The 21,713-nt window shown below is 66.1% G+C and carries 20 protein-coding genes and 2 pseudogenes; 3 read left to right on the top strand and 19 right to left on the bottom strand.

Annotated features, from left to right (window positions below):
- Positions 1-13 precede the first annotated feature (13 nt).
- The 6 genes from A5650_RS24285 to A5650_RS24265 all read right to left on the bottom strand — a co-directional run bounded on the left by A5650_RS24285 (position 14) and on the right by A5650_RS24265 (position 4,463).
- A complete protein-coding gene (locus A5650_RS24285) occupies positions 14-817 on the bottom strand; it encodes an acyl-CoA thioesterase (RefSeq protein ID WP_067298083.1) in 804 nt (267 codons plus the stop codon).
- Positions 814-2,034: a CoA transferase gene (locus tag A5650_RS24280; protein ID WP_067298080.1), complete on the bottom strand. Its 1,221-nt coding sequence runs from the start codon at positions 2,032-2,034 to the stop codon at positions 814-816. Before A5650_RS24280 ends, A5650_RS24285 begins: the two co-directional genes overlap by 4 nt.
- A gap of 33 nt (positions 2,035-2,067) precedes the next feature.
- The gene (locus A5650_RS24275; protein WP_502687105.1) at positions 2,068-2,808 is read right to left on the bottom strand and encodes an HAD-IIA family hydrolase; all 741 of its coding nucleotides are present in this window, start codon (positions 2,806-2,808) and stop codon (positions 2,068-2,070) included.
- Positions 2,809-2,872: 64 nt separating this feature from the next.
- Positions 2,873-3,214 (bottom strand): heme-binding protein, encoded by a 342-nt coding sequence (locus A5650_RS24270; RefSeq protein ID WP_067298073.1) that lies wholly within the window; start codon positions 3,212-3,214, stop codon positions 2,873-2,875.
- A 44-nt stretch (positions 3,215-3,258) separates the two neighbouring features.
- Positions 3,259-3,561, bottom strand: coding sequence for a hypothetical protein (locus tag A5650_RS26595; RefSeq protein WP_082950929.1), 303 nt, complete (start codon positions 3,559-3,561; stop codon positions 3,259-3,261).
- A gap of 113 nt (positions 3,562-3,674) precedes the next feature.
- On the bottom strand, positions 3,675-4,463 hold the full coding sequence (locus A5650_RS24265; protein WP_067298070.1) for a spirocyclase AveC family protein: 789 nt from the start codon (positions 4,461-4,463) through the stop codon (positions 3,675-3,677).
- Positions 4,464-4,666: 203 nt separating this feature from the next.
- Between A5650_RS24265 and A5650_RS24260 the strand changes: the two genes are divergently transcribed.
- On the top strand, positions 4,667-5,323 hold the full coding sequence (locus A5650_RS24260) for a TetR/AcrR family transcriptional regulator (protein WP_067298067.1): 657 nt from the start codon (positions 4,667-4,669) through the stop codon (positions 5,321-5,323).
- Here A5650_RS24260 and A5650_RS24255 read toward each other — a convergent pair.
- The 10 genes and pseudogenes from A5650_RS24255 to A5650_RS24210 all read right to left on the bottom strand — a co-directional run bounded on the left by A5650_RS24255 (position 5,320) and on the right by A5650_RS24210 (position 16,859).
- Positions 5,320-6,198, bottom strand: coding sequence for a mycofactocin-coupled SDR family oxidoreductase (locus A5650_RS24255; RefSeq protein ID WP_067298063.1), 879 nt, complete (start codon positions 6,196-6,198; stop codon positions 5,320-5,322). The genes A5650_RS24260 and A5650_RS24255 overlap by 4 nt on opposite strands.
- Positions 6,199-6,221: 23 nt before the next feature.
- Positions 6,222-7,490 (bottom strand): cytochrome P450, encoded by a 1,269-nt coding sequence (locus A5650_RS24250; RefSeq protein ID WP_067298060.1) that lies wholly within the window; start codon positions 7,488-7,490, stop codon positions 6,222-6,224.
- Positions 7,487-8,398: an SDR family NAD(P)-dependent oxidoreductase gene (locus tag A5650_RS24245; RefSeq protein ID WP_067298057.1), complete on the bottom strand. Its 912-nt coding sequence runs from the start codon at positions 8,396-8,398 to the stop codon at positions 7,487-7,489. Before A5650_RS24245 ends, A5650_RS24250 begins: the two co-directional genes overlap by 4 nt.
- Positions 8,395-9,618: a cytochrome P450 gene (locus A5650_RS24240; RefSeq protein ID WP_067298053.1), complete on the bottom strand. Its 1,224-nt coding sequence runs from the start codon at positions 9,616-9,618 to the stop codon at positions 8,395-8,397. The genes A5650_RS24245 and A5650_RS24240 overlap by 4 nt, the downstream gene beginning before the upstream one ends.
- A 9-nt stretch (positions 9,619-9,627) precedes the next feature.
- Positions 9,628-11,079, bottom strand: coding sequence for an aldehyde dehydrogenase family protein (locus A5650_RS24235; protein ID WP_082950931.1), 1,452 nt, complete (start codon positions 11,077-11,079; stop codon positions 9,628-9,630).
- A gap of 19 nt (positions 11,080-11,098) precedes the next feature.
- On the bottom strand, positions 11,099-11,986 hold the full coding sequence (locus A5650_RS24230; protein ID WP_067298044.1) for an SDR family oxidoreductase: 888 nt from the start codon (positions 11,984-11,986) through the stop codon (positions 11,099-11,101).
- Entirely contained in the window at positions 11,979-13,121 is a 1,143-nt protein-coding gene (locus tag A5650_RS24225; protein WP_067298041.1) for a spirocyclase AveC family protein, read from the bottom strand. Before A5650_RS24225 ends, A5650_RS24230 begins: the two co-directional genes overlap by 8 nt.
- Positions 13,122-13,124: 3 nt before the next feature.
- Positions 13,125-14,237, bottom strand: a pseudogene (locus A5650_RS24220) (ABC transporter substrate-binding protein).
- Positions 14,238-14,298: 61 nt separating this feature from the next.
- Positions 14,299-15,105, bottom strand: a complete 807-nt coding sequence (locus A5650_RS24215) for a CbbQ/NirQ/NorQ/GpvN family protein (RefSeq protein ID WP_067298037.1) — start codon at positions 15,103-15,105, stop codon at positions 14,299-14,301.
- 32 nt (positions 15,106-15,137) lie between these two features.
- Complete coding sequence (locus A5650_RS24210) at positions 15,138-16,859, bottom strand: nitric oxide reductase activation protein NorD (protein WP_067298034.1); 1,722 nt, start codon at positions 16,857-16,859, stop codon at positions 15,138-15,140.
- 78 nt (positions 16,860-16,937) lie between these two features.
- On the opposite strand from A5650_RS24210, the gene A5650_RS24205 reads away from it, so the two are divergent.
- Both A5650_RS24205 and A5650_RS24200 read left to right on the top strand, forming a co-directional pair.
- Complete coding sequence (locus tag A5650_RS24205) at positions 16,938-17,867, top strand: SDR family NAD(P)-dependent oxidoreductase (protein ID WP_067298031.1); 930 nt, start codon at positions 16,938-16,940, stop codon at positions 17,865-17,867.
- Between the two features lie 172 nt (positions 17,868-18,039).
- Entirely contained in the window at positions 18,040-19,350 is a 1,311-nt protein-coding gene (locus A5650_RS24200) for a TetR/AcrR family transcriptional regulator (protein WP_231992796.1), read from the top strand.
- On the opposite strand, the gene A5650_RS24195 is transcribed toward A5650_RS24200, so the two are convergent.
- The 3 genes and pseudogenes from A5650_RS24195 to A5650_RS24190 form a co-directional block, all read right to left on the bottom strand.
- Positions 19,337-20,533 carry a cytochrome P450 gene (locus A5650_RS24195; protein WP_067298024.1) on the bottom strand — a complete coding sequence of 399 codons (1,197 nt, stop codon included), beginning with the start codon at positions 20,531-20,533 and terminating at the stop codon, positions 19,337-19,339. The genes A5650_RS24200 and A5650_RS24195 overlap by 14 nt on opposite strands.
- Positions 20,530-20,643 (bottom strand): annotated as a pseudogene (locus tag A5650_RS27020) (LLM class flavin-dependent oxidoreductase); the annotation flags it as partial. The gene A5650_RS24195 and the pseudogene A5650_RS27020, both read right to left, overlap by 4 nt.
- A 27-nt stretch (positions 20,644-20,670) precedes the next feature.
- The coding region (locus A5650_RS24190) for an NAD(P)H-dependent amine dehydrogenase family protein (RefSeq protein ID WP_067298021.1) at positions 20,671-21,713 on the bottom strand (1,043 nt) is incomplete at its 5' end.

Raw genomic sequence — 21,713 nt, 5'->3', positions numbered from 1 at the left:
CTCAGCCCGGCGCTCAGTCCCGCTCGGCGATCAGCCCCTCCTGCGCCAGCGTCGCAGTGATGACGCCGTCGGCGCGAATCAGGCTACCCGTCACGACTCCCCTACCCCGCGCGGCGGCGGGCGACATCGACTCGAGCAGGTTCCACTGGTCGGCGAAAACCGGTTGATGGAACCAGATCGACGAATCCGTGGTGCCGCTGCGGTGCGTTCGGGCCCGCATCGAATGGCCGTGAACTCCAAGCGCCGGATCGATCATGTACACGTCGCACACGTAGACCGCGATCAGCGTGTGCAGAACCGGATCCTGCGGCAGGGGCACGGTTGCGCGCCACCAGAAGCGACGGATGAACTCGCCGGAGGAGCTGTCGTCGAAGATCCGGATGTCGAGTTCCTCGAGCGGCATCGACGGCGCCGGTCCGGCAGGACCGGTGCGGGGCAAGGTCTCCGGATCGTAGAGGGTGGGCAGCCGGTGCCCGTGCTCCGGACCACACATCGGCACCGCGAACGACACCGTCGCCGTCGTCAAGAGCCGTTCCCCCTGCCGGGATTCGACCCGCCGCGCCGATGATGTGCGACCGTCGAACACGCGCGTAACACCGTACGCGACCTCGTCACCCGCCTCTCCACCACGCAGGAACTGCAGGTGCAGATTGGTGGGCAGCCGGTCCGCGTCGACGGTGCGGTAGGCGGCAGCCAGGCTCTGCGCGACGAATTGCCCGCCGTAGGCACGTTTCCCGGCCGGCCCGCTCGCCGGGCCGACCCAGCTGTCGGGATCGGGACCGGGACGTAGCTCGAGAAGGTCGAGCAGTCTGCTCATTCGGCGCGTCCAGTCGCGACCGCACCGAAGGCGACAAGCCGGTCGACCTCCTCGATGCTCAGCCCCAGCCACTCGTTGAGCACACCTGCGGTGTCGTCTCCCAGCGCTGGTGACGCGACCGCGCGCGGATACTGTCCGCCGATCGAAATCGGCAGTCCCGGAGCCAGATAGGTGCCGATCCGCGGCTGGTCGAGCGGCGTGAACAGCGGGTTGTAGGTGACCTTGTCCTCGGTGGTCGCTTCGGCGAAGGTGCGGTACCGCTCCCACAGCACCGAAGTCGCCGACAATGCCGCACCGATCTCCTCGGCGGTGTGCGCGCCGAACCACTCGGCGAACAGCCCGCTCAGTGCGTCGCGGTGCACGAAGCGCTGACCCTCGTCGGAGAAGTCGGCGCCGAGCGTCTCAGCCAGCGCCGCAACCGCTTTCGTCGTCCCGGTGAGTTCGGTGAGGTCACGGAAGTGACGCCCGGTCAGCGCGACGACCATGAACGAGACCCCGTCGCTGCTGACGAAGTCCTGACCGTACTGGCCGTACACCGAGTTGCCGATGCGCTCGCGTGCGGTGCCGTTGACCATCACCTCGGTGAAGAAGCCGAGGTTACCCGCCGTGGCCAGCGCAACGTTCTCGAGCGGAATGCTGATCCGCTGGCCCTGCCCGGTCGCGTCGCGGTGCCGCAGCGCGGTCACCACGGCCAGCGCGGTATAGAGCCCGCATGCGACGTCCCACGCCGGCAGGACGTGGTTCACCGGGGATGCGAGTTCGGACGGACCAGTGACGAGCGGAAAACCGATGCCCGCGTTGACCGTGTAGTCGACGCCCGTGCCACCGTCGGCGCGCCCGGAGACCTCGACGTGGATCAGATCGGGGCGCAGCTCTGTCAGGGCGTCGTACGAATGCCATTCGCGCCCAGCGACGTTGGTGATCAGGACCCCGCTGTTCGCGACGAGCCGTCTGATCACGTCCTGACCCTCGTCGGAGCGCACGTCGGCCGCGACCGAACGCTTGCCCTTGTTCAGCCCGGCCCAGTAGATGCTCTCGCCGTCGTCGGTGATGGGCCATCGGCGGTAGTCGGCGGCCCCGCCGATCGGATCGACCCGCGTCACCTCCGCCCCGAGCTGGGCCAGCGTCATGCCTGCCAACGGGACAGCGACGAAACTGGAGATCTCGACAATACGCACGCCGGCCAGCGGCCGCGTCGCCTCAGATGTGCTGGTCATCGGGGTCAGTGTAGGCAGCGGCCGCGGCGCACCTCACACCAGTTCGATGGCCTCGGCGATGGACGGCAACACGCGGCTGGGCCGGAAGGGGTACCGCTCGACCTCGCCGACGGTCGTCGACCCGGTCAGCACCAGGATGGTCTCCAGCCCGGCCTCAATGCCCGCGACGACGTCGGTGTCCATCCGGTCCCCCACCATGACCGTGCTCTCCGAATGCGCCTCGATCCGGTTGAGCGCGCTGCGGAACATCATCGGGTTGGGTTTGCCGACGAAGTACGGTTCGCGGCCCGTGGCCTTGGTGATCATCGCCGCGACCGACCCGGTGGCCGGCAGCGGCCCCTCCGCCGACGGCCCGGTGACGTCGGGGTTGGTCGCGATGAACCGCGAACCCCCGAGGATCAACCGGATCGCCTTGGTGATCGCCTCGAACGAGTACGTCCGGGTTTCGCCGAGGACCACGAAGTCCGGTTCCACGTCGGTGAGGGTGTAACCGGCCTCGTGCAGTGCTGTGGTCAGACCGGCCTCGCCGATGACGTAGGCCGACCCGCCCGGCTGCTGGTCGGTGAGGAACGCCGCGGTCGCCAGCGCGGAGGTCCAGATGGACTCCTCGGGCACGTTCAGCCCCGACCGTCGCAGCCGGGCCGACAGGTCGCGAGGGGTGAAGATCGAGTTGTTGGTCAGTACGAGGAAAGGCCGCTGCAGTTCGACGAGCCGGTGCAAGAACTCGGCGGCGCCGGGCAGCGCGTGTTCCTCCCGGACGAGCACGCCGTCCATGTCGGTGAGCCAGCACTTCGGTGTGTCGCGCACGCCTCCAGTGTGTCAGTTCCGCGCTTGATCGTTAGCCCATCGGCAGGTCGGGCATCGCGACGTCACAGCGCGCCCGGAAGTCGAAGGCGGCCTGTCGGACCGCTCGGAGCTCGTCGCGGACCCGCGGATTGGCGTCCAGGTACGCCTTGATCTCCTCCGTCATCTGGTCCCTCGGCTTGCCTTTCAGTCCGGTGAAGAACGCGTTCACGTCCGGGTGGGTGAACAGGTAGGACGACGTGCCCGCCGAGACGCCGGACATGACGCCGGCCAGATCGGCGGCCGTGCAATTGGGCGGGTCGGCGGCGGCCGGTGCGGCACCCAAGAGGATCGCGCCGGCGAGCACACCAGCACCGAAAACGTTGCGTGAGAACATTCCAAGCTCCTTGCTCGAATGGACGGAGGACAACTCGACAGAATTCAGCGCGGCCCGATACCCGGCCGTCCCGGCCGATCGATTATCGGTGGCCTCGGCGGGCCCGGATCAAGGATGATGTCGACGCCCCAGTCGTCGCTGCAATACCACGGGTCGGCGCAGTAGCCGGGATAGGCCGGACCGGCCTGCGTGGCAGAAGGTCCCCCGCCGCGGACGTCGCCCTGCGCGCACACGGTGGCAGCGCCCGCATTCGTGCATTCCGCCGATCCGACGGGGGCGACAGCGACGGCAATCGGCACCACCGATACCGACAGCGCAACCAGTAGGCAGCGATGGGTGGATCTCATGGCCGACTCCCTTTCGTAGGCGGGTGGCGAACCTCCGCACCCGGTACGCCGGCTAGCTGAATGTTCGCAGCTTACTGCGATGCGCGGATTCGTGCTCGACATTGGCGTCGTAGTCAGCGGGGCTGGTTCGGGATCCCGGGGAACAGTTGCTCGGTCGGACCGGACGTCACGTAGCCGCCGAGCTTGGTCGCCAGGTGCGGGGCGAAGACCGCGCCGTACATCACGTGCCCCACCACGACGACGGCGGCGACCGACAGCAACGCCGATCCGAGGCGACTCGTCGACCGCTTGTCCGCCCACACCTCGATCACGTTGCGCCCCTGACCGTCGACGCGCCCCAGTAGGTAGGTGAACACCATCATCTGCAAGCCCATCGCGACCGCGTCGTAGATCGGGTACTGGAACTTGCTTCCCTCGAAGATCGCCAACCCCGGGATCACGTATCCGTAGTAGAAGACGCCGGCGCGGGGACCGAAGAAGCCGTTGAACAGCAGAGCCCAGCAGAACCCGACCAGCAGACCCACGATCAGCAGGGTTTGCGGTCTGCGCCAACCGAATCGCCGGATCAGCCACCGGCCGAGCGCGGCGCCGATCACCGCGGGCAGCACGAAATAGGCGATGTATCCAATCGGCACCGATGACGGAAGTCCGCCGCCCCACGTCATGTTCATCGGCCACCACGACGGCATGCGCGGAAGTGCCGGCGGGAACTGGGCATAAACCGCCCAGTCGTACGGTGCCTCGATCCACGAGAACGAGATCGCCGAGATCGACACCAGCAGCAGCGGATGAAGGCGGCCACGACGAATGCTCAGATACACGCCGTAGGCCAAAAACAGGATGCCGCCGATGTAGGCGAAGGACAGACCGACGATCAACGCCGGTGTCAGCTCGGTGCTCATCGCTCGTCCTCGGCAGCGCTCTTCTCGCCGCGCGCTTCGGGATCGAAGTACAGCACCAGTCGGATGATCAAGACGAGCAGCCCGAACAGCGTTCCGAGCATGACGAGTTGGCCCATGACCACGTCCTTCCACACCGTCCCCCAGCTGTAATAGTGGACACTATTACCGGTCTCGGGGTCAAGAGACGACTATCGTCATTTGCCGTGCCCCAGCGACGTTCGTCGAAGAAGGGATCCACCGGAGAGCCGCAGGCTTCGCGCAGGGCCCCTGGCGAGGCCCGGCGGCTCCTGCTCGACGCCGCCCGTGACCTGTTCGCGCGCCGGGACTATCGCAGCACCACCACGCGGGAGATCGCCGAGGCGGCAGGCGTTACCGAGTACCTGTTGTTCCGTCACTTCGGTTCGAAGGCCGGACTGTTCCGCGAGGCGCTGGTTCTCCCGTTCACCGATTTCGTCGACGACTTCGGTGAGACGTGGCAGGCCGTCATACCGGACAAAGTCACCGAAGAGGAACTGACCCGGCAATTCGTCGGGCGTCTTTACGACGTGCTCATCGAACACCGGGGCCTGCTGCTGACTCTCGTCGCGTCGGATGGGCTCACCGACGAGGAGATCGACAGCGCCGGTATCGCCGACATCAGGCGCGCGCTCACGCTGCTCGGCCAGATCAGCGCCGAAGGCATCCGGCTGCGGGGCCTTCGGTCGGATCAACCCGATCTACCCGCGCACTCGACGGTCGCGATGATCGTCGGCATGGTGGCTTTGCGGTCCACATTCTTCGGCAGCCGGCCGCCGTCACGTGAGGCGATCGTCGACGAACTCGTGCAGGCGATCCTGCACGGGTTCCTGCACCGGCCTTAGCCGCCGGGGCCGTTGGGCCACTTGAGCAGTGAGCCTGCATCCACCCGGATGTGCTGGCCGGTGATGTAGCGGCTGTCATCGCTGGCCAGGAACACGCCGAGGTTCGCCATGTCCTCGGGCTCGATATACGGGATCGGCATGGCCTGAAAGAGCGAGAAAAGCGGTTCGGCGTCTTCGCGGGTGGGTGTCTTGCCCTCGGCCTTCAGGTCGGGCCGGAACACGCCGTACATTCCCTCGTTCTGCAACAGATGGGTGTTGCAGTTGGTCGGGTGGATGGCATTGATGCGAATCATCCTCGGCGCCAGGTGAAGACACATCTCGTCGACGTACTCGATCACGACGCGCTTGCTCCAGCCGTAGCCGGCTCCACCGGGACCCATGTCCGGGCTCGTCGTGGTGCCGCGGATCATGCCCGCGGTGGATCCGGTCACGATGACCGACGCACCGTCGGGCAGGTGCGGAAGCGCCACCGCGACGGTGTTCATCACGCCGACCAGGTCGACGTCGGAGGCGTCGACAAATCCCATCGGATCGGGATTACCCATGGCCATCGGCAGGATCCCGGCGTTGGCCACCACGATGTCGATCTTGCCGAGATCGGCCACCCCCGCCTCCACCGCCTCGCGGAGTTCGTGGCGCTCGCGGACGTCGGCCACCCGGGCGACGACGCGGCGGCCGACCTCCTTGACGGCGCGCTCGGTTTCGGACAGATCCTCTGGTGTGGCGAGCGGATACGGATTCGACGGGATGTCACGACAGATGTCGACCGCGATGATGTCGGCTCCCTCTTTGGCCATCGCGATGGCGTGCGCACGACCCTGACCGCGGGCGGCCCCGGTGATGAAAGCGACCTTGCCCTCGAGCTTTCCGGTCATGTTCTACTCCTTCGATTTCTGGGTCAGCCGATCGGGTTGAAGGTGATGTGCAGTTCGCTGAGCCCTCGCATGATGAACGTCGGCTCATAGGCGAAGCGGCGGTCGTCCGGCGGGCCGTGGTGCTCGGTGGAGATCGTGATGTCGCTCATCCGGTCGAGGATCCGGTTCAACGAGATCCGCCCTTCCGCGCGGGCCAACGGCGCCCCCGGGCACGAATGTACGCCGCGGATGAACGCGATCTGCTCGCGCACGTTCGGCCGGTCCGCCCGGAAGGTGTTGGGGTCGGCGAACTTACGCTCGTCGCGGTTGCAGGCTCCCGGAAGCAGCATCACAGTCGTACCGGCGGGCACCTCGACCTCACCGATCTTGGTGGTGGTGCGCGCCATTCGGAAGTGCGATTTGACAGGACTTTCCATCCGCAGCGTCTCCTCGAGGAAGGCGGGGATCTTGCTGCGGTCGTCGCGCAGTTCTCTCTCACAGCCCGGGTTGTCGGCGATGAAGCGGACCGCCGAACTGACCAGCTTCGTAGTCGTCTCTGTGCCCGCCGCGAACAGGAACGTCGACAGGTTCATGACATCCTCGATGTCGGGCGTCGAGCCGTCCTCGTGTTTCGCCTGCGCCAGCTCGGTCAGCACGTCCTCGCGCGGTGAGCGCCTGCGGTCCTCGATGTAGGAGTAGAACTTGTCGTTGAGCCACTGCAGCGGGTTGTGCGAGGTCGGCGCCTCCTTGCCGAGTTCGCCGACGGTTTCGAGCGCGAAGACCTCTTTGAACTCGTCGTGATCCTCAAGCGGCACACCGAGTAGGTCGGCGATGACCAGTAGCGAGAACGGTTTGGCGTACGCGGCCAGGAACTCACAGCTGCCTTTGTCGAGGAAGGTGTCGAGTTGCTGATCGGCCAACCGCCACATGAAGTCCTCGTTCTCCTTGAGGCGCTTGGGGGTGATCAGCTTGTTGAGCAATCCGCGGGTGCGGGTGTGCAGCGGTGGATCCTGCGACGTGATGTGCTCGGCCATCGGCACGGCACCGCGGTGTTGTTCGATCAGCTCGCTGACGTCGTCGGATTCACCGGGCCCGAAGGGCATTCCCGAGAACGGGCCGGCGACCGACACGCACGACGAGAAGGCCGGGTCTTTGTATACCGCGAGCGCCTCTTCGTATCCGGTGACGGCCAGCACGTTGAACGGGGTCGCCGGAGCCACCGGACATTTGGATCGAAGAAAGTCGAAGTACGGGTAGGGGTCGGGGACGAGGTTGGCGTCGGTGAAGAAGTCGACGGTTTCATAATCGGTCACAGGACACTCCTGGTTGCTTCGGTCACGTAGGCGTCGTCGACGGTCATGATCGTGTCGAGGTTCTCGGCGATGTCTTTGGCGGTCAGTGGCTGCTTCCAGATGCCCTGGGTGCGCACGACCGCCAGCCGCGAGACACCGCCCATCCCGGTCAGCAACACCTCGCCGTTCAACGCACAGGACTCATGGGCAAGGAAAATCGCTGCGGGAGCGCATAGTTCGGGAGGCATGCCGGCGTTGATCTCCGACATCGTCTCCTCCGACATGCCGTACAAATCGGCCAATTGCCGGCTCTGCGATGCGGACATGCGGGTGTAAGCCCGCGGCGCGATCGCATTGACCCCGATGCCGTGGGCCGCGCCCTCGGTGGCGAGGTTGCGGGTCAACCCCCACACCGCTCCCTTGGCCGCGCCGTAGCTCGTGAGCTCCGGTATGCCGCCGAGCATGGCTTCGGAGACGGTGTTGACGATCCGGCCCGCGCCGGCCTCAGTGAGATGGGACCATGCGGCCCGCGTGACGAAAAGCGTTCCGAAGTAATGCACGTCGAGCATCCGGCGCACCCGTTCCGCCGACAGCGTCTCGAAAAGACCCGGGTCGTGAACGCCCGCGTTGTTGATCACCGCGTCTATACGTCCGAACGCGTCGAGAGCGGCATCGATGATCGACTGCGCCCCCGCCTCGTCGGCGACCGAGGCGCTGCACGCCACCGCTCGTCCGCCGGTCTGGGTGATCTCCTCGGCCACCGCGTCGGCCGGTCGCGCGGCGCATGTGCGGCCGTCGATCTCGGCGCCGTTGTCGGCGACCACGACGGACGCCCCCTTGGCGGCAGCCAGCAGCGCGTGGCCGCGGCCGATTCCACGGCCGCCCCCGGTGACGACCACCACGCGATCGTCGAAACGCAGATCACTCACGGGTTGGCGGTCGGGTCGAAGAGGATGGGCAGCGCGGTCGGTGACCGGAACACCTGGCCGCGGATGTAGGCCTCCTCGGCGCCCGGATCGAGCCGCAGGTTCGGCAAGCGATCCAGTAGGAGGTTGAGCGCGACCCGCATCTCCAACCGCGCCAGGTGCATGCCGAGGCAGACGTGCACGCCGTGGCCCCACCCGATGTTGGCCTTGGATTCCCGGAAGATGTCGAATTCATCGGGGTCGGGGAACCGCTCGTCCTGCCGGTTGGCTGCGCCCAACACCGGCATCACCGACGAACCCTCGGGGATGTGAACGCCGCCGAGTTCGGTGTCGCGGCTTGCGATCCGGGTGATCATGCTCAGCGGCGGCTCCCAGCGCACCGCCTCCTCGATCGCCTGCGGTATGAGTGACCGGTCGGCCCGAAGGGCTTCCAGCTGTTCGGGATTGGTCAGCAGCCCGAACATCAGGTTGCCGAATGCCCGGTACGTGGTCTCCACTCCCGCGGGCAAGAGCAGCCGCAGGAACGAGAAGATCTCCTCGTCCGAGAGCTGCTCGCCGTCGATCTCGGCCCCGGCGAGCCGGCTGATCAGATCGTCTCGCGGTTCCTCGCGACGCGCGGCGAGGATGGGCCTGAAGTAGTCGGCCAGCGCCGCGGACGCTTCCTTCCCGCGTTCGGGGTTGACCGTGAATGACAGCAGCGAGATGGACCACTTCTGGAATTGCGCGTAGTCGTCCTGCGGCAGACCCAGCAGCCCGGCGATGATCAGCGTGGGGTACGGGAAGTTGAATTCCTTGACCAGGTCGACACTTCCTCGCTCGGCGAACCGGTCGATCAACGCGTTGCCGATCCTCGTCACCAGCGTGTCTTCCCAGCGGGCCAGGGCCTTCTGCGAGAACGCCTTGGCGACCAGGCCCCGGTGCCTGCCGTGCTCGGGTTCGTCCATGCCGAGCATCACATGCTTACCGAACACGTCCCCGAACGCCTGGATGATGATCGCCGAGGAAAACGTCTCGTTGTCCCGCAGCATCTGCTGGGCCTCTTCATAGCGGTAGACCATGACGATCGGCTTGCCCTCTTGCCCAGGGATTCCGGGGATCTCGATCTTCTGGACGGGCTCCTCGCGACGCAACCTGGCCAGCTCGGTGTAGGGGTCGCGCACATCGCCCGACACGAAGTCGTCGAACTCGCCGAAATCCTCGAGGTCCTCGAACAACAGTTGCATGGCTTCCTCCTAGGAACCAGCCGGATAGGCGACGGACTTGATCTCGGTGTACTGGTCGAACCCGGCGACACCGTTCTGGCGGCCGATTCCGCTGGCCTTGTAACCGCCGAACGGCGTGTCGGCTCCGTAGCCTGCGGTGCCGTTCAACCCGATGAAACCAGCACGAAGCCGTCGTGCCACCGACAGTGCGCGGTCCAGCGTTCCCGCCATCACGTTGCCCGCCAGGCCGTACGGGCTGTCGTTCGCGATGCGCACCGCGTCGTCCTCGTCGTCGAAGGGGATCACCGAGAGCACGGGACCGAAGATCTCCTCCTGCGCAATGGTCATCGAGTTGTCGACGTTGACGAACAACGTGGGCTTGACGAAGTAGCCCTTGTCCATGCCCTCGGGCGCCTCGGCTCCGCCGACCAACAGGGTCGCCCCCTCCTCGACGCCCTTGTCGATGTATCCGCGGATGCGGCTGCGCTGTTTGTCGGAGATGACCGGTCCGCACAGCGTGGCCGGATCCTGCGGATCGCCGGGTGCGACACCCTCGTAGATGCCCTTGAGGATCTCGATGCCCTCGTCGTAACGAGACCGCGGCAGCAGCAGCCGGGTGGGGTTGGCACACCCCTGGCCCGCATGCATGCAGGGTGCGATGCCCATCATGCAGCCCACCGCGAAGTCCGCGTCCTCCAGCACGATGGTGGCGGACTTGCCGCCGAGTTCGAGGAACAGCCGCTTCATCGTCGCGGCGCCCTTCTCCATGATCCGGCGGCCGACGACGGTGGATCCGGTGAACGAGATGAGGTCCACCTTCGGGGACAGCGTGAGTTCTTCACCGACGAAGTGATCCGATGCGGTGACGACGTTAACGACACCCGGTGGGATATCGGTGTTCTCGGCGATCAGCCGGCCTAGCCGGGTCGCGTTGTAGGGGGTGTTGGGCGCCGGCTTGAGCACGACGGTGTTACCGGTGCCGAGGGCTTGCCCGAGCTTTTGAATCGTGACCTCGAACGGGAAGTTCCAGGGCACGATCGCACCGACCACGCCGACGGGCTCACGCCAGACCTTCCGTGTGGTGTTGACTCCGGTGACCGATACGAGCGCGTCGCCCAGCGAAGTCTCCCAGGGATATTCGTCGATCAGCCGGGCGGGATATCTCAGAGCGTCGGCCAGCGGGGCATCGAGCTGGGGGCCGTGCGTGATGGCGCGCGGGCAGCCCACCTCGAGGATGAGCTCCTCGCGCAGCTCTTCCTGTTCGGACTCGATCGCCTCCTGCAGCTGAAGCAGACATCTCTGGCGGAACGCATGATTCGTTGACCAGTCGGTCTCGTCGAAGGCGCGGCGCGCCGCGTCGATGGCGCGGAGCATATCGGCCTTCGAGGCATCGGCGACCTCGCCGAGCACCTCCTCGGTCGCGGGGTTGATGTTGGTGAAGGTGCCTGCCTCACCGTCGACGAGCTTGCCGTCGACCATCATCTTCAATTCGAAGCGAACGTCAGTCATGATTTCTGCTTCCTCGTAGTGCGCCGAACCGCGGAATGCCCATCATCAACCGGATCATCTGGTGCAGTCCGGCGGAGGGAAATACGCGGTTGACGATCAACAACATTCGCGCATCGGGCCCCACCGGGCGCTTGGCGAACGGTTTCGTGCTGTCCAGCGCCTTGGCCAAGCCCACCGCGAACTTCTCGGGCGACCTCGCGGCCATGCGCATCGCGGCCCGGCCACGTTTGTCCATCGTGCTGTGGTGCTTGGCGTACGGACCGTCGAGATCGCGGCAGTCGGTGGTTCCCGCGTCGGTGATGATCTCGGTGTCGTAGGTTCCGGTGACGAGGATCGTGACACCGATGCCGAACGGGGCAACCTCGGCGGCCATCGACTCACCCCAGCGTTCCAATGCCCCTTTGACCGCCGAATACGGTGCCGTGGCGGGCATTCCGCGCACGCCACCCTGACTCGACACCAGCACGATGCGGCCGCGCCCGGCCTCCCGCATGGCAGGCAGCAGCGCCTTGGTCAACGCGACCGGGCCGAAGATGTTGGTGGCGAACATCTGCTCCCACAGGCTTATCGGCGTCTCCTCGACCATCCCGGCCGCCGAGATCCCGGCGTTGTGCACCACCGCATACGGTGCGCCGACCGCCTCCACGATCGACTTCGCTGCCGCCTCGATCGACGCGGTGTCGGTCAGATCGAGGGTGACGCCGATCAGGTTCGGATCGTCAGGCGCCGCGCCCGTGGCCTCGCGTAGCCGCTGCATGCCGGCGTCGACGGAACGCATGGCCGCGACGACCTGCCAGCCCTGCCGGTACAGATGGGTGGCCGACGCCAGTCCGAGCCCACGCGAGGCGCCGGTGATGACTACGTTTCGTCCTCTATCCATTCGACGCTTCCGGCGCACATCGGTCACTCTTGGCGCCCAGTTCCACGGTGGGCCGGCCGTCGGGCTGACCGCTCATCCAGGTCGACATGATGCCGACGGAGTACGGGCCAGGCTGCCCGTTCTCCTCGTAGAACCCCTGCGGGTCATAGATTTTCACCTCGGGATACGGCCACGGGCAGGCCACCGAGGTGGAGATCTTGGTGGCTTTCACGATCGCGAAGAGGCCGCCGTAGCAGAGATAGGCGATGTTGATGATCACGAACATCACGATGAAGGTGCCCAGTCGAGGCCTGGAGGCGAAGATCCTGGCCCGCTGAGCCAGCTTCTCGGCGACGGACTTGCCGGTGTCGTCGCGGTAGAGCAGCACACCGGCGGGGATCATCACGAACGTCACCGCCACGACTTCCCAGATAAGGGGGAACTGGTGCGGCTCTCCGTTGAAGATCGACGCCCACGGTGGCACCTGCGAATAGATGTACATGCCGGTGCGCACCAGGGTGATCTCCAGCGCCGCGTCCACCAGCACCCCGATCGGGAAGATGATGGCGGCCAGGCTGATCAGCGGGTGACGCCACACGAACGAGTCAACCGAGCTGCGCGCCTGCAGTTTTCGCAGAATCCAGATTGCCGGGAAGTACGGCCCGAGATAGAACATCACGTAGCCGAGGACAACGAACGGTTCGACCGTTGGCGACAGAGACACCAGCGGCCAGTCCTCGGGCAGGTGCGCCAGTTCCGGGTTGTAGACCGCGAACGGCGACCAGTTCATGATCGGGTCCTGCCACACGATCAACGAAGTGACCAGAGCCATCAACAACGTCGGGTTGTGCGGGTTGCGGCGCCACTGGACCACCCACAGGGTGACGATGACGACCATCGTGATGACGGTGAAGGTCTCGAGGACCACCACCCAGGTGGACGGGCTCCACCCGAACAGCGCTTCGACCGGCCGCGGCGCGCCCTCGACCTCGGGGTTGGCGATCCGCGGAGAGCCCGGCCCCTTTCGCGTGTTGATCCCGAAGAACACCGCGACGGCAAGGAGGGCGGCGACCGAGATGGTCGGTCCGAGCCACGCGCGCTTCGGCGATTCGGCAGACGGCTGCGCGAGATCAGCCTTCGGTGCTTCCGTGGTCATGGGTCACTCCTCACCGAATCGGTCAACGAGATGTGAGTTGACGCCGTCGACGTCCAGTCGTCGGGCGACCAGATACCCGGCGCCCATCCAGGCTCGACGTGTCCAGTTGCCGAACGAGACACGGGTGCCCGGCGCACCCGCGGCGGCGGGCATCATCTTGACGCGTTCGAGCGCCTCTTTGACACCCCGCGGGCTCAGCGGATGCGCATCGGCGCACGCGCGCAGCAGAGCGGATGCGACATCGCAGTTCACAACGGGCACACAGTATTCCGGCCGACGGCCGAACTTCTCCTGATACTTGTCGAGAAACCGCTGGCCGACAGGGTTGCCCTCGTCGTACTGATCGACGCCCGTCCACCCCATGAACGCGTTCCACATGATGGGGTTGATCCACGCGTTCTGGAAGGCCGTGCTGGTGAAGCGTGGCGGGTCCCACCCCAGCGCCTCGAGTGTCGGGTTGACGAACACAATGCCGAATCCGAAGCCGGCGTGCACGATCGCCTGCGCCTTGGCCTCATACAGGGTGCGCACGGCTTCCGAGACATCCTGCGCCGTCTGTGCGATCGCCGCCTCGGCGACGATCCGGATCCCCTTGCGCCGACAGGCGTTCCGGAAGTTCTTCACATATGTCTCGCCGACGAGCGACTGCTCCATGAGCACGCCGACCTCCTGGTGGCCGCCCTTGGCAAGCAGGTCCGCCCAGAAGATCGGCTCGTCGGTCAGCGAGCCCTACGGGAACGAGAACGTCCACTCCCCCAGCCACGCGTCGCTACCGGTGACGCTCAGCGCGGGCACCCGGAAACGCTCCTCGATGGCCTCACGGGTCGGCACGCAGTTGTCGGTGATGTGCGGGCCGAACACCGCGAGACACCCCTCGTCGACGAGCTCGCCGTACGCGTCGATCACCGCCTTGACCGAACCCTTCGGCAGCCCTTCCACCTCCTTGTAGATGATCTCGATGGGGCGATCGATCACGCCCTGCTCCACCGCCTCGGCGAAGATCAGCTCGAAGGGGTTGGACAGGTCCTCCTTCATCTCCTGCGGGTACAGGTCGGGCAGCTTGAAGTCCATGAGGTACCCGAACTTGATTGGTTCCGCGGTGCTCTCGTAGGACATGCCACCTCCGTCGGATGAAACCTAAAATTTGTTCAGACAGTAGCCACGGTCATGTTCACCGTCAATCGTCCGGCCGCGAGTCCACCAGATATGCGTCGATCATCTCGAGCAGACCGCGGGTGATGGTCGCGTCGTCGGTGAGTGGGCCCGCGATCGCGGCCCTGGCGGCGTCGCGCGGGGTCAATCCCTCGGCGATCAGCCGCCCGGCGGCGATGAGCACCCGCGTCGAAGCGACTTCGCGCAGTCCCCCCGTCTCCAGCCGACGGATCGCGTGACCCAGCCGGACCAGCTCCGCGGCGCGGTCGTGGTCGATCGCGGCCTCGCTCGCGACGATCTTCTCCTCGACATCGGCTGTCGGGAAACCGAATTCGATCGCGACCATCCGCTGCCTGGTGGAGTCCTTGAGATCCTTCAGCACGCTCTGATAACCGGGGTTGTAGGAGACGACCAGGCAGAATCCCGGTGCAGCGTCCAGCGTGACGCCGAGCCGTTCGATCGGCAACTGCCTGCGGTGGTCAGCCAGCGGGTGCAGCACGACGGTGGTGTCCTGACGAGCCTCCACGACCTCGTCGAGATAGCAGATCGCGCCCTCGCGCACCGCGCGGGTCAGCGGCCCGTCGACCCACTCGGTCTCGCCGCCGTGCAGGAGGAAGCGGCCGACGAGATCGGCGGTGGTGAGGTCGTCGTGACAGGCGACGGTGACCAGCGGTCGGTCCAGGTCGTGCGCCATCGCCTCGACGAAGCGGGTCTTCCCGCAGCCCGTCGGTCCCTTCAATGCAATGGAGAGGCCCTGGTTGTAGGCGGCCTTGAAGACCTGCTCCTCGTTCGCGACGGGCACGTAGTAGGGCCGCGGCGGCTTCACCTGCATGGCTTCCCTTCGTCAGCCTGTTCTTACGGACCCTATCCCGGAACAGATGTTTGGTTCAAGAGTCTGCCGGGTGTTGACACGCGCCGCCGCAGGTCCGCGGTGCGTAGCGCAGAGCGGAACAGCGGTCCGATCACGTCGGCCAACTGTGCGGGCTTCGGGATCGACGCGTGCGCGGCGCTGCCGAACACCCTGGCCAACTCCCCGGAGTCGGTGGCTGCCCCGATCGTGAGGCACAGGCAGCCGATTCCCTCGCGCCTGGCCTCTCCCAGCGCCTTTCGCACGTCGGCCGCCCCGTAGAGCCGTTCGTAGCCGTGGTCGTAGGCCAAACCGTCGGACAGCACCACCAGCAGGCGTCGTGACGTGCCGGACTTCTCCGTCATCACCGCGGCGCCGTGGCGGACCGCCGCGCCAAGCCGTGAGTAGGCGCCGGCCTTGAGGCTTCCCAAGCGCCGCATGACCATCGCGTCGAGGTGCTCGTCGAAGCGCTTGACCGGCATCAGGTTGACCGCCGCGCGCCCCTGCGACTGGAAGGCATACAGCGCAACGCGGTCTCCGAGTTCGTGGAGCGCGATCGTCAGCGCCGCGGCGGCCGCCCGCTGCTGCTCGTGCACGGTCTGCCCGAATGTGCCCGCCTCTCCGGCCGATCCGGAGATGTCGAGCAGGACGAGCACCGCCAGGTCGCGCCTCCTACGCAGGTTGTCGAGGTAGACGGCCTCGTCCGGCGTCGAACCCGCAAGGGTTTCCACGCGCGCCTCGACCGCCGCATCGACGTCGATGTCGTCTCCCTGCGTCTGCCTGTGGCACCGGTCGAGCCCGATACCGAGTCGGGTCAGCGGTCTCCGCAACGCGTGGACATCGGGGCGGGCCAAGGTGTGACCCTCTTCGATCGGAGGCTCGATTTCGAGCACCGTGCACCAGTCCGGTCGGTAGCACCGTCGTTGGAAATCCCACTCGGGATAGGTGCGACCCGCGTTCTCAGAGATATCGAACCCGTCGGCGTCGACCGCCCCCGCCGCGCTCGACGTCACCGCACCCGTGCCACGAAATCCCCTGCGGTTGCGATGGGTTGGTGTATCCGCGCCTGGTGTGCCGCCGCCGGAGATCTTCCGGACACTTTTGGTCATGCGCTTCAGGAGCTTGCCGAGCGCACCGCCTCCGCCGACGGGGCTCGAGAAGGGATCGATGACGTCGTCGCCGACGACGTCATCGTCGTCGTCCAGTTCGGCCAGGTCCCCGTTCGACCCGCGACGTGGGATGTGCCCGCCGGCCGGTTCCACCTGTGCTGCGGCGGCGCGCATCGCGAGCAGCTTCTGTGCCTTGATCACTCCGAAACCCGCCGGTGGATCGGCGATGACACGGTGGTCCCCGGCCACCTTCAACGAACCGGCGGCGCAATCCGCGCGCGCCGCGAGGTCATAGTCGAGGAGCGATCGGACACCGGACGGCAGCAGGTCCTCGTTCTGCGACAGCGCGCGCTGGCCCTCCACCGCGAGGTAGCGCCGCGCCAATGCCGGGCGTCTGACGAGTTTACGCACCACGTCAGGGTCCAATCCCCCGCTGGCCAGCAGCGACGCCTGCACCGTGACCGACTCGAGTTGGCGGGGTGCTCCCACGGACGGGTCGACGAACACCGTGATGCCGTCGGTCCATGCTGCTTCACCGGGAGTCGCCGGAGCGACCGCGATCGTGCGGCCGGCCAGTGCCGAGGCCAGCAGCGCCAGCCGCTTGGGATCGTCGGCGCCCTCGCTCGTCATCGAGCCCTTTCCGCGTTGACCAAATATCTGTTCCAACGTAGAGTCCGGCGGCACTGCCGTCAATCACCGGGAGAGACGATGATCGACTTCACCGACCAGGTCGCCGTGGTGACCGGGGCCGGCCGCGGCCTCGGCCGGGTCTACGCGCTCGAGTTGGCAAGGCGCGGTGCCTCGGTCGTCGTCAACGACCTCGGCGGCACCATGCACGGTGCGGGCGAGGACAGTGCGGTCGCGGATACGGTGGTCGAGGAGATCACCGCAGCCGGCGGCATCGCCGTCGCGTCGTACGACTCGGTGGACAGCCCGGCCGGTGGCGAGGCGATCGTGCAGACCGCCGTCGACGCATTCGGTCGGCTCGACGCGGTCATCAGCAATGCGGGCATCTTCAACTCCATCCCCTTCGACGAACTGACACCGGACGATTGGAGACGCATGCTGTCCGTGCACCTGGACGGTGCGTTCTACCTGTCGCAGCCCGCGTACCGCGTGATGAAGGCGCAGGGTTACGGCCGATTCGTGTTCATCGCTTCGTCGGCCGGAATGTTCGGCCAGCATCTGGAGGCGCACTACGCGGCGGCCAAGGCGGGCATTGTCGGTCTGACCAACGTCATCGCGCTGGAGGGCGAACCGCATGGCATTCGCGCCAACACCGTCCTCCCCTTCGGGTTGTCGCGCATGGTCACCGAAACGTTGGGTGATCCGAAGATGCTCGAGGACAACGGTTTTTTCGCCGCGATCCGGCCCGAACTCGTCGCCCCGATCGTGGTGTATCTGGCCAGCCGGGCCTGCGAGTTCAGCCACCAGAATTTTTCGGCCTGCGCGGGCCGGTTCGCGAGGGTCTTCATCGGGTTGAGCGAGGGCTGGCTGGCGCCGCGCGAGGGCGATGTGACGGTCGAGGATGTCGCCGCGCATCTCGATGAGGTGGCGGCGGTCGAACCGTTCACCGTTCCTGGCGCGATCTATGACGAGGTCTTCGCGGTGACTCAGCGCCTCGGTGTCACCGGCTGATCACCGTCAACCGTCGCCGCCGTCCCACTGACCGAGCGGCGGAGTCACAAGCGCTTCCACGTCGAGCGACACTGTGCGGTGCCGCATTTCTGGTAGCGTTAACCAAACTTTGGGTCGGATCGACCAAACAGGTGGACAGGAGCCTGGTCTTGGAGGTGCTGTGGGGCGTCGCGTGACGCCGAAGGCGGACCTCGCGAAGCATGCAGGCCATTCCTACGACGACGGCACCCGGCGGACCGAGATCCTCCAGACGGCGGCGTCGTTGATCGCCACGTCCGGGCTGCGGACGTCGCTTCAGGAGATCGCGGACGCCGCCGGCATCCTGCCCGGCAGCCTCTACCACCACTTCGAATCCAAGGAAGCCATCCTCGTCGAGTTGCTCCGGCGGTACCACGAGGACCTCGACCGCATCGCCGAGCAGGCCCTCGCCCGGCTCGACGATCCCGCACCGCTGTCGGCGTTCGATCGCATCGTGGAGTTGGGCGCGGCGATCGCCCAGTGCGCGGTGACCCACAGCGCCGCACTGCAGATGACGTTCTACGAAACCCCGACATCGAACCCGGAACTCGCCGCGCTGGCCCAACAACGCCCGGCGAAGATCCTCGAAGCGATGGTGCAGACGCTGCGCGCAGCTCGCTGGAGCGGCTATCTGCGTCCCGACGTCGATCTCCCGATCCTGGCCGACCGGATCGTCCAGGCGATGCGGCAGGTCGGCCTCGACGTCATCCGGCACACCGCAGGCGCCGACAAGGTCGCGGCGACGCTGTGCCGAATCCTGCTCGAGGGCCTGGCGACCGTTCCTCCCAGCGACGCCGAACTCGATCGCTCCGCGGCGTTCATCGCCGCCGACAATGCTGTGAAGTCGTGGATCTCAGATGAGCAGAACGCACCGGACGACAAGGCCTCTCATGTACGCGCGGTCGCACGCGCGGAGTTCGGGCGAAAAGGCTACGAAGTCACCACGATCCGCGACATCGCCGCGGCCGCGGGCCTGGGCACCGGAACGGTATACCGCTTGATCGGTTCGAAAGAGGAGCTACTGGCCTCGATCATGCAGTCGTTCGGCGAGAAGGTCGCAGAGGTGGGATGGACCAGCGTGCTGCAGTCCGACTCGTCAGCCGTCGAGAAGCTCGACGCGCTGAGCTGGATTCACACCAATGCGCTCGCCCACTTCGGCGACGAGTTCCGGATCCAGCTGGCGTGGATGCGTCAGTCGCCCCCCGATACCCCGAACATCGCCTGGCTGTTCACCAAACGCGTCCGGCAGATGAAATCCCTTATCACCGCAGGCATTCGCTCCGGCGAGATCTCGATCGACGGCCCGTCGAACGAGACACTGGCCCGCGTCGTCATCGGGGTCTCGTGGATACCGGAGAACCTTCTGCACGATCTCGGCCCCCGCGCATCGCAGATCCACGTGCGCGACACCTTGCTGCGCGGCGTCACCACACGCTCGTCGGCCGAGGACGCTAACCGACGATGACCGGCAGCTTGCCCCAACCCCGCACGCTCGAAGTGTGTGCCATGGCGGCGTCGGCGTAGTCGACGTCCCACTCAGGCCAGCGCCGCAGCATCTCTTCAAGCGCGACTCGCGCCTGCATGCGGGCCAGCGACGAGCCCAGGCAGAAGTGCAGCCCCTGCCCGAACGACAGGTGCGACCCGCCGCGGTGGATGTCGAAGCTCTCCCCGTCGGGATAGCGCCGCTCGTCCCTGTTGGCAGAACCGTTGAGCAGCAACATCACCGAACCCTCGGCAATCGTCTGCCCATAGCACTCGGTCTCGTGGGCGACGTATCGGCCCTGAACCGGCGAGGGCGCCTGGTAGCGCAGCACCTCTTCGATCGCCCGGGGAATCAGTGAGTAATCGTCGACCAGTTCCCGGCGCTGATCGGGATGCTCGGCAAGCATCTGGGCGATGAATCCGATCAGCCTGGCGGTCGTCTCGTTACCCGCGCCGGCGATCATGCTCGTATACGTCAGCACCTCGATGCGCGACAACGGCCGAAGCCGACCCTCGTCCTCGACCTCGGCGTTGAGTAACTGCGTCATCAGGTCGTCGGACGGATGGTCCGCCCGCCACTCGATGTAGTCAGCGAACAGTTGGTAGGCGTTTTCGAACGTGGCGGCCGAGACCGCCTGAAAACTACCCTCTTTCAGGCCTATCGACGCGTCGGTGTTGTCGCGGATCTGCTGCTGTCCCTGTTCCGGGATGCCCAGCAGGTAACCGATGGTCCGCATCGGGATCAGCGCTCCGAAGTCGCCGATCACGTCGAAACGGGAAGCCCCCGCCAGCGAGTCGAGCGCACGCACGCAGAACTGGCGCACCAGATCTTCGATGGCCTCCATCCGGCGCGGGGTGAAGACCTTCGACAGCACTCGTCGGTGGATGTCGTGAAGGGGCGGATCTTCGAACAGGATCACCCCCGGCGGCACGTCGACGCCGCTCATGATGACGTCCATCGTGGTGCCCTTACCCGAACGGTAGGTGTTCCAGTCGTGTAACCCCTGCGCGACATCGTCATAACGGCTCAACGCGTAGAAGTTGTATTTCTCGTTGTAGTACAGCGGTGCCTCATCGCGCATCCGCTTCCAGATCGGGTACGGATCGTCGTCGATGTCGAAGTCGAACGGGTCGTAGTACAGGTCGACGGTGCCGATGTCGGTCATGCATTGCTCCCTCTTGTCGTCGTCTGATTCGAGACCACCTCGCCGGCACGCCACAGATACGGCCATGCGGTCTCAGGTGGGATACCGCCGCACAGCGGTGACAGGTTGAGGTCCAAGTGTGTGGAGAACACCGATGATCACCCGAAAGCGTGCCGGGGCAGCGTGTTCGGCAGATCCAGCGAGCTCAGCAGGCCGGCGGGGGCCTCCACGACATACGGGATCGCGTTGACCACGCGCATCGCGGTGGCCGCCATCGCGGCATGCCCCGCCCCGTGGCCCTCGGCAGCGCCGAGGTTCATCGCGCAGTGGATGTCGGGATCACCGTCGATGTCGACGCGATAGGTCGCGTCGAACTCCGAGGACAGCCAGTCCGGCGCCACATCACGTGCCATCCGGATGATGTGTTGGACGACGATGGCTTCCCGGCCGTTGACCACGCCCGCGGCGCGGGTGCTCACCGCACCACACGTCCCCGCCTCGATCGTGCCGAACGCCACTTCGATGTCGCGGTCCGTGACGCGCCGTTCGAGGGTGCCACGGACCTCGTCGACCTCCACGCCGAGACCGGCGGCCATCAGATGAATTGGTGCCCGCCAGGCCATTTCGATGAACCCGGGCGTCTTCAGCAGCGGTTCGAAATCCAGGGGGCGACCGAAGCCCATGCCGTTCATCATCACGTCGGCCACCGGGTAATGGTCGTTGAGCGCGACCTCGGTGACGGTCAGACACCGGATTCGCTTCGATTGCGTGGCGAGCACCAGCGCGAGCTGGTCGGAGCCGAAACCGGGAAAGATCCCGGAGGCGTAGAAGGATGCACTCCCCTTCTTCGCCGCCTGTTCCATCTGGTCGCGCCATTCGGGCGAGTAGTAGGCGGGCGGATAGACAAGCGTCGTCGACGACGTCGACACGACGTTGATCCCGGCTTCGAGGAGCTTCAGGTAGTCGGGCACGGCGCCGGCGTCACGTTCGGGCCCACTCGCGGCGTATACGACGCAGTCCGGTTGCAGCGCGATCAACGCGTCGGCGTCATTGGTGGCCGCCAGTCCGATCGGCTGCCCGTTGGCGAGTTCACCCGCATCCTTTCCGTCTTTCTCGGGGGAGTGCACCCACACCCCGACGAGGTCCACGTCGGGTCGCTGGGAGATCGCGCGGATCGCGATCGACCCGATTCCGCCGGTCG

It is taken from the genome of Mycobacterium sp. 1164985.4 (assembly GCF_001668575.1).
GTDB lineage: Bacteria > Actinomycetota > Actinomycetes > Mycobacteriales > Mycobacteriaceae > Mycobacterium.
Note: the sequence above shows the minus strand (reverse complement) of the source record. Positions and strands in the feature narration are given on the sequence as shown.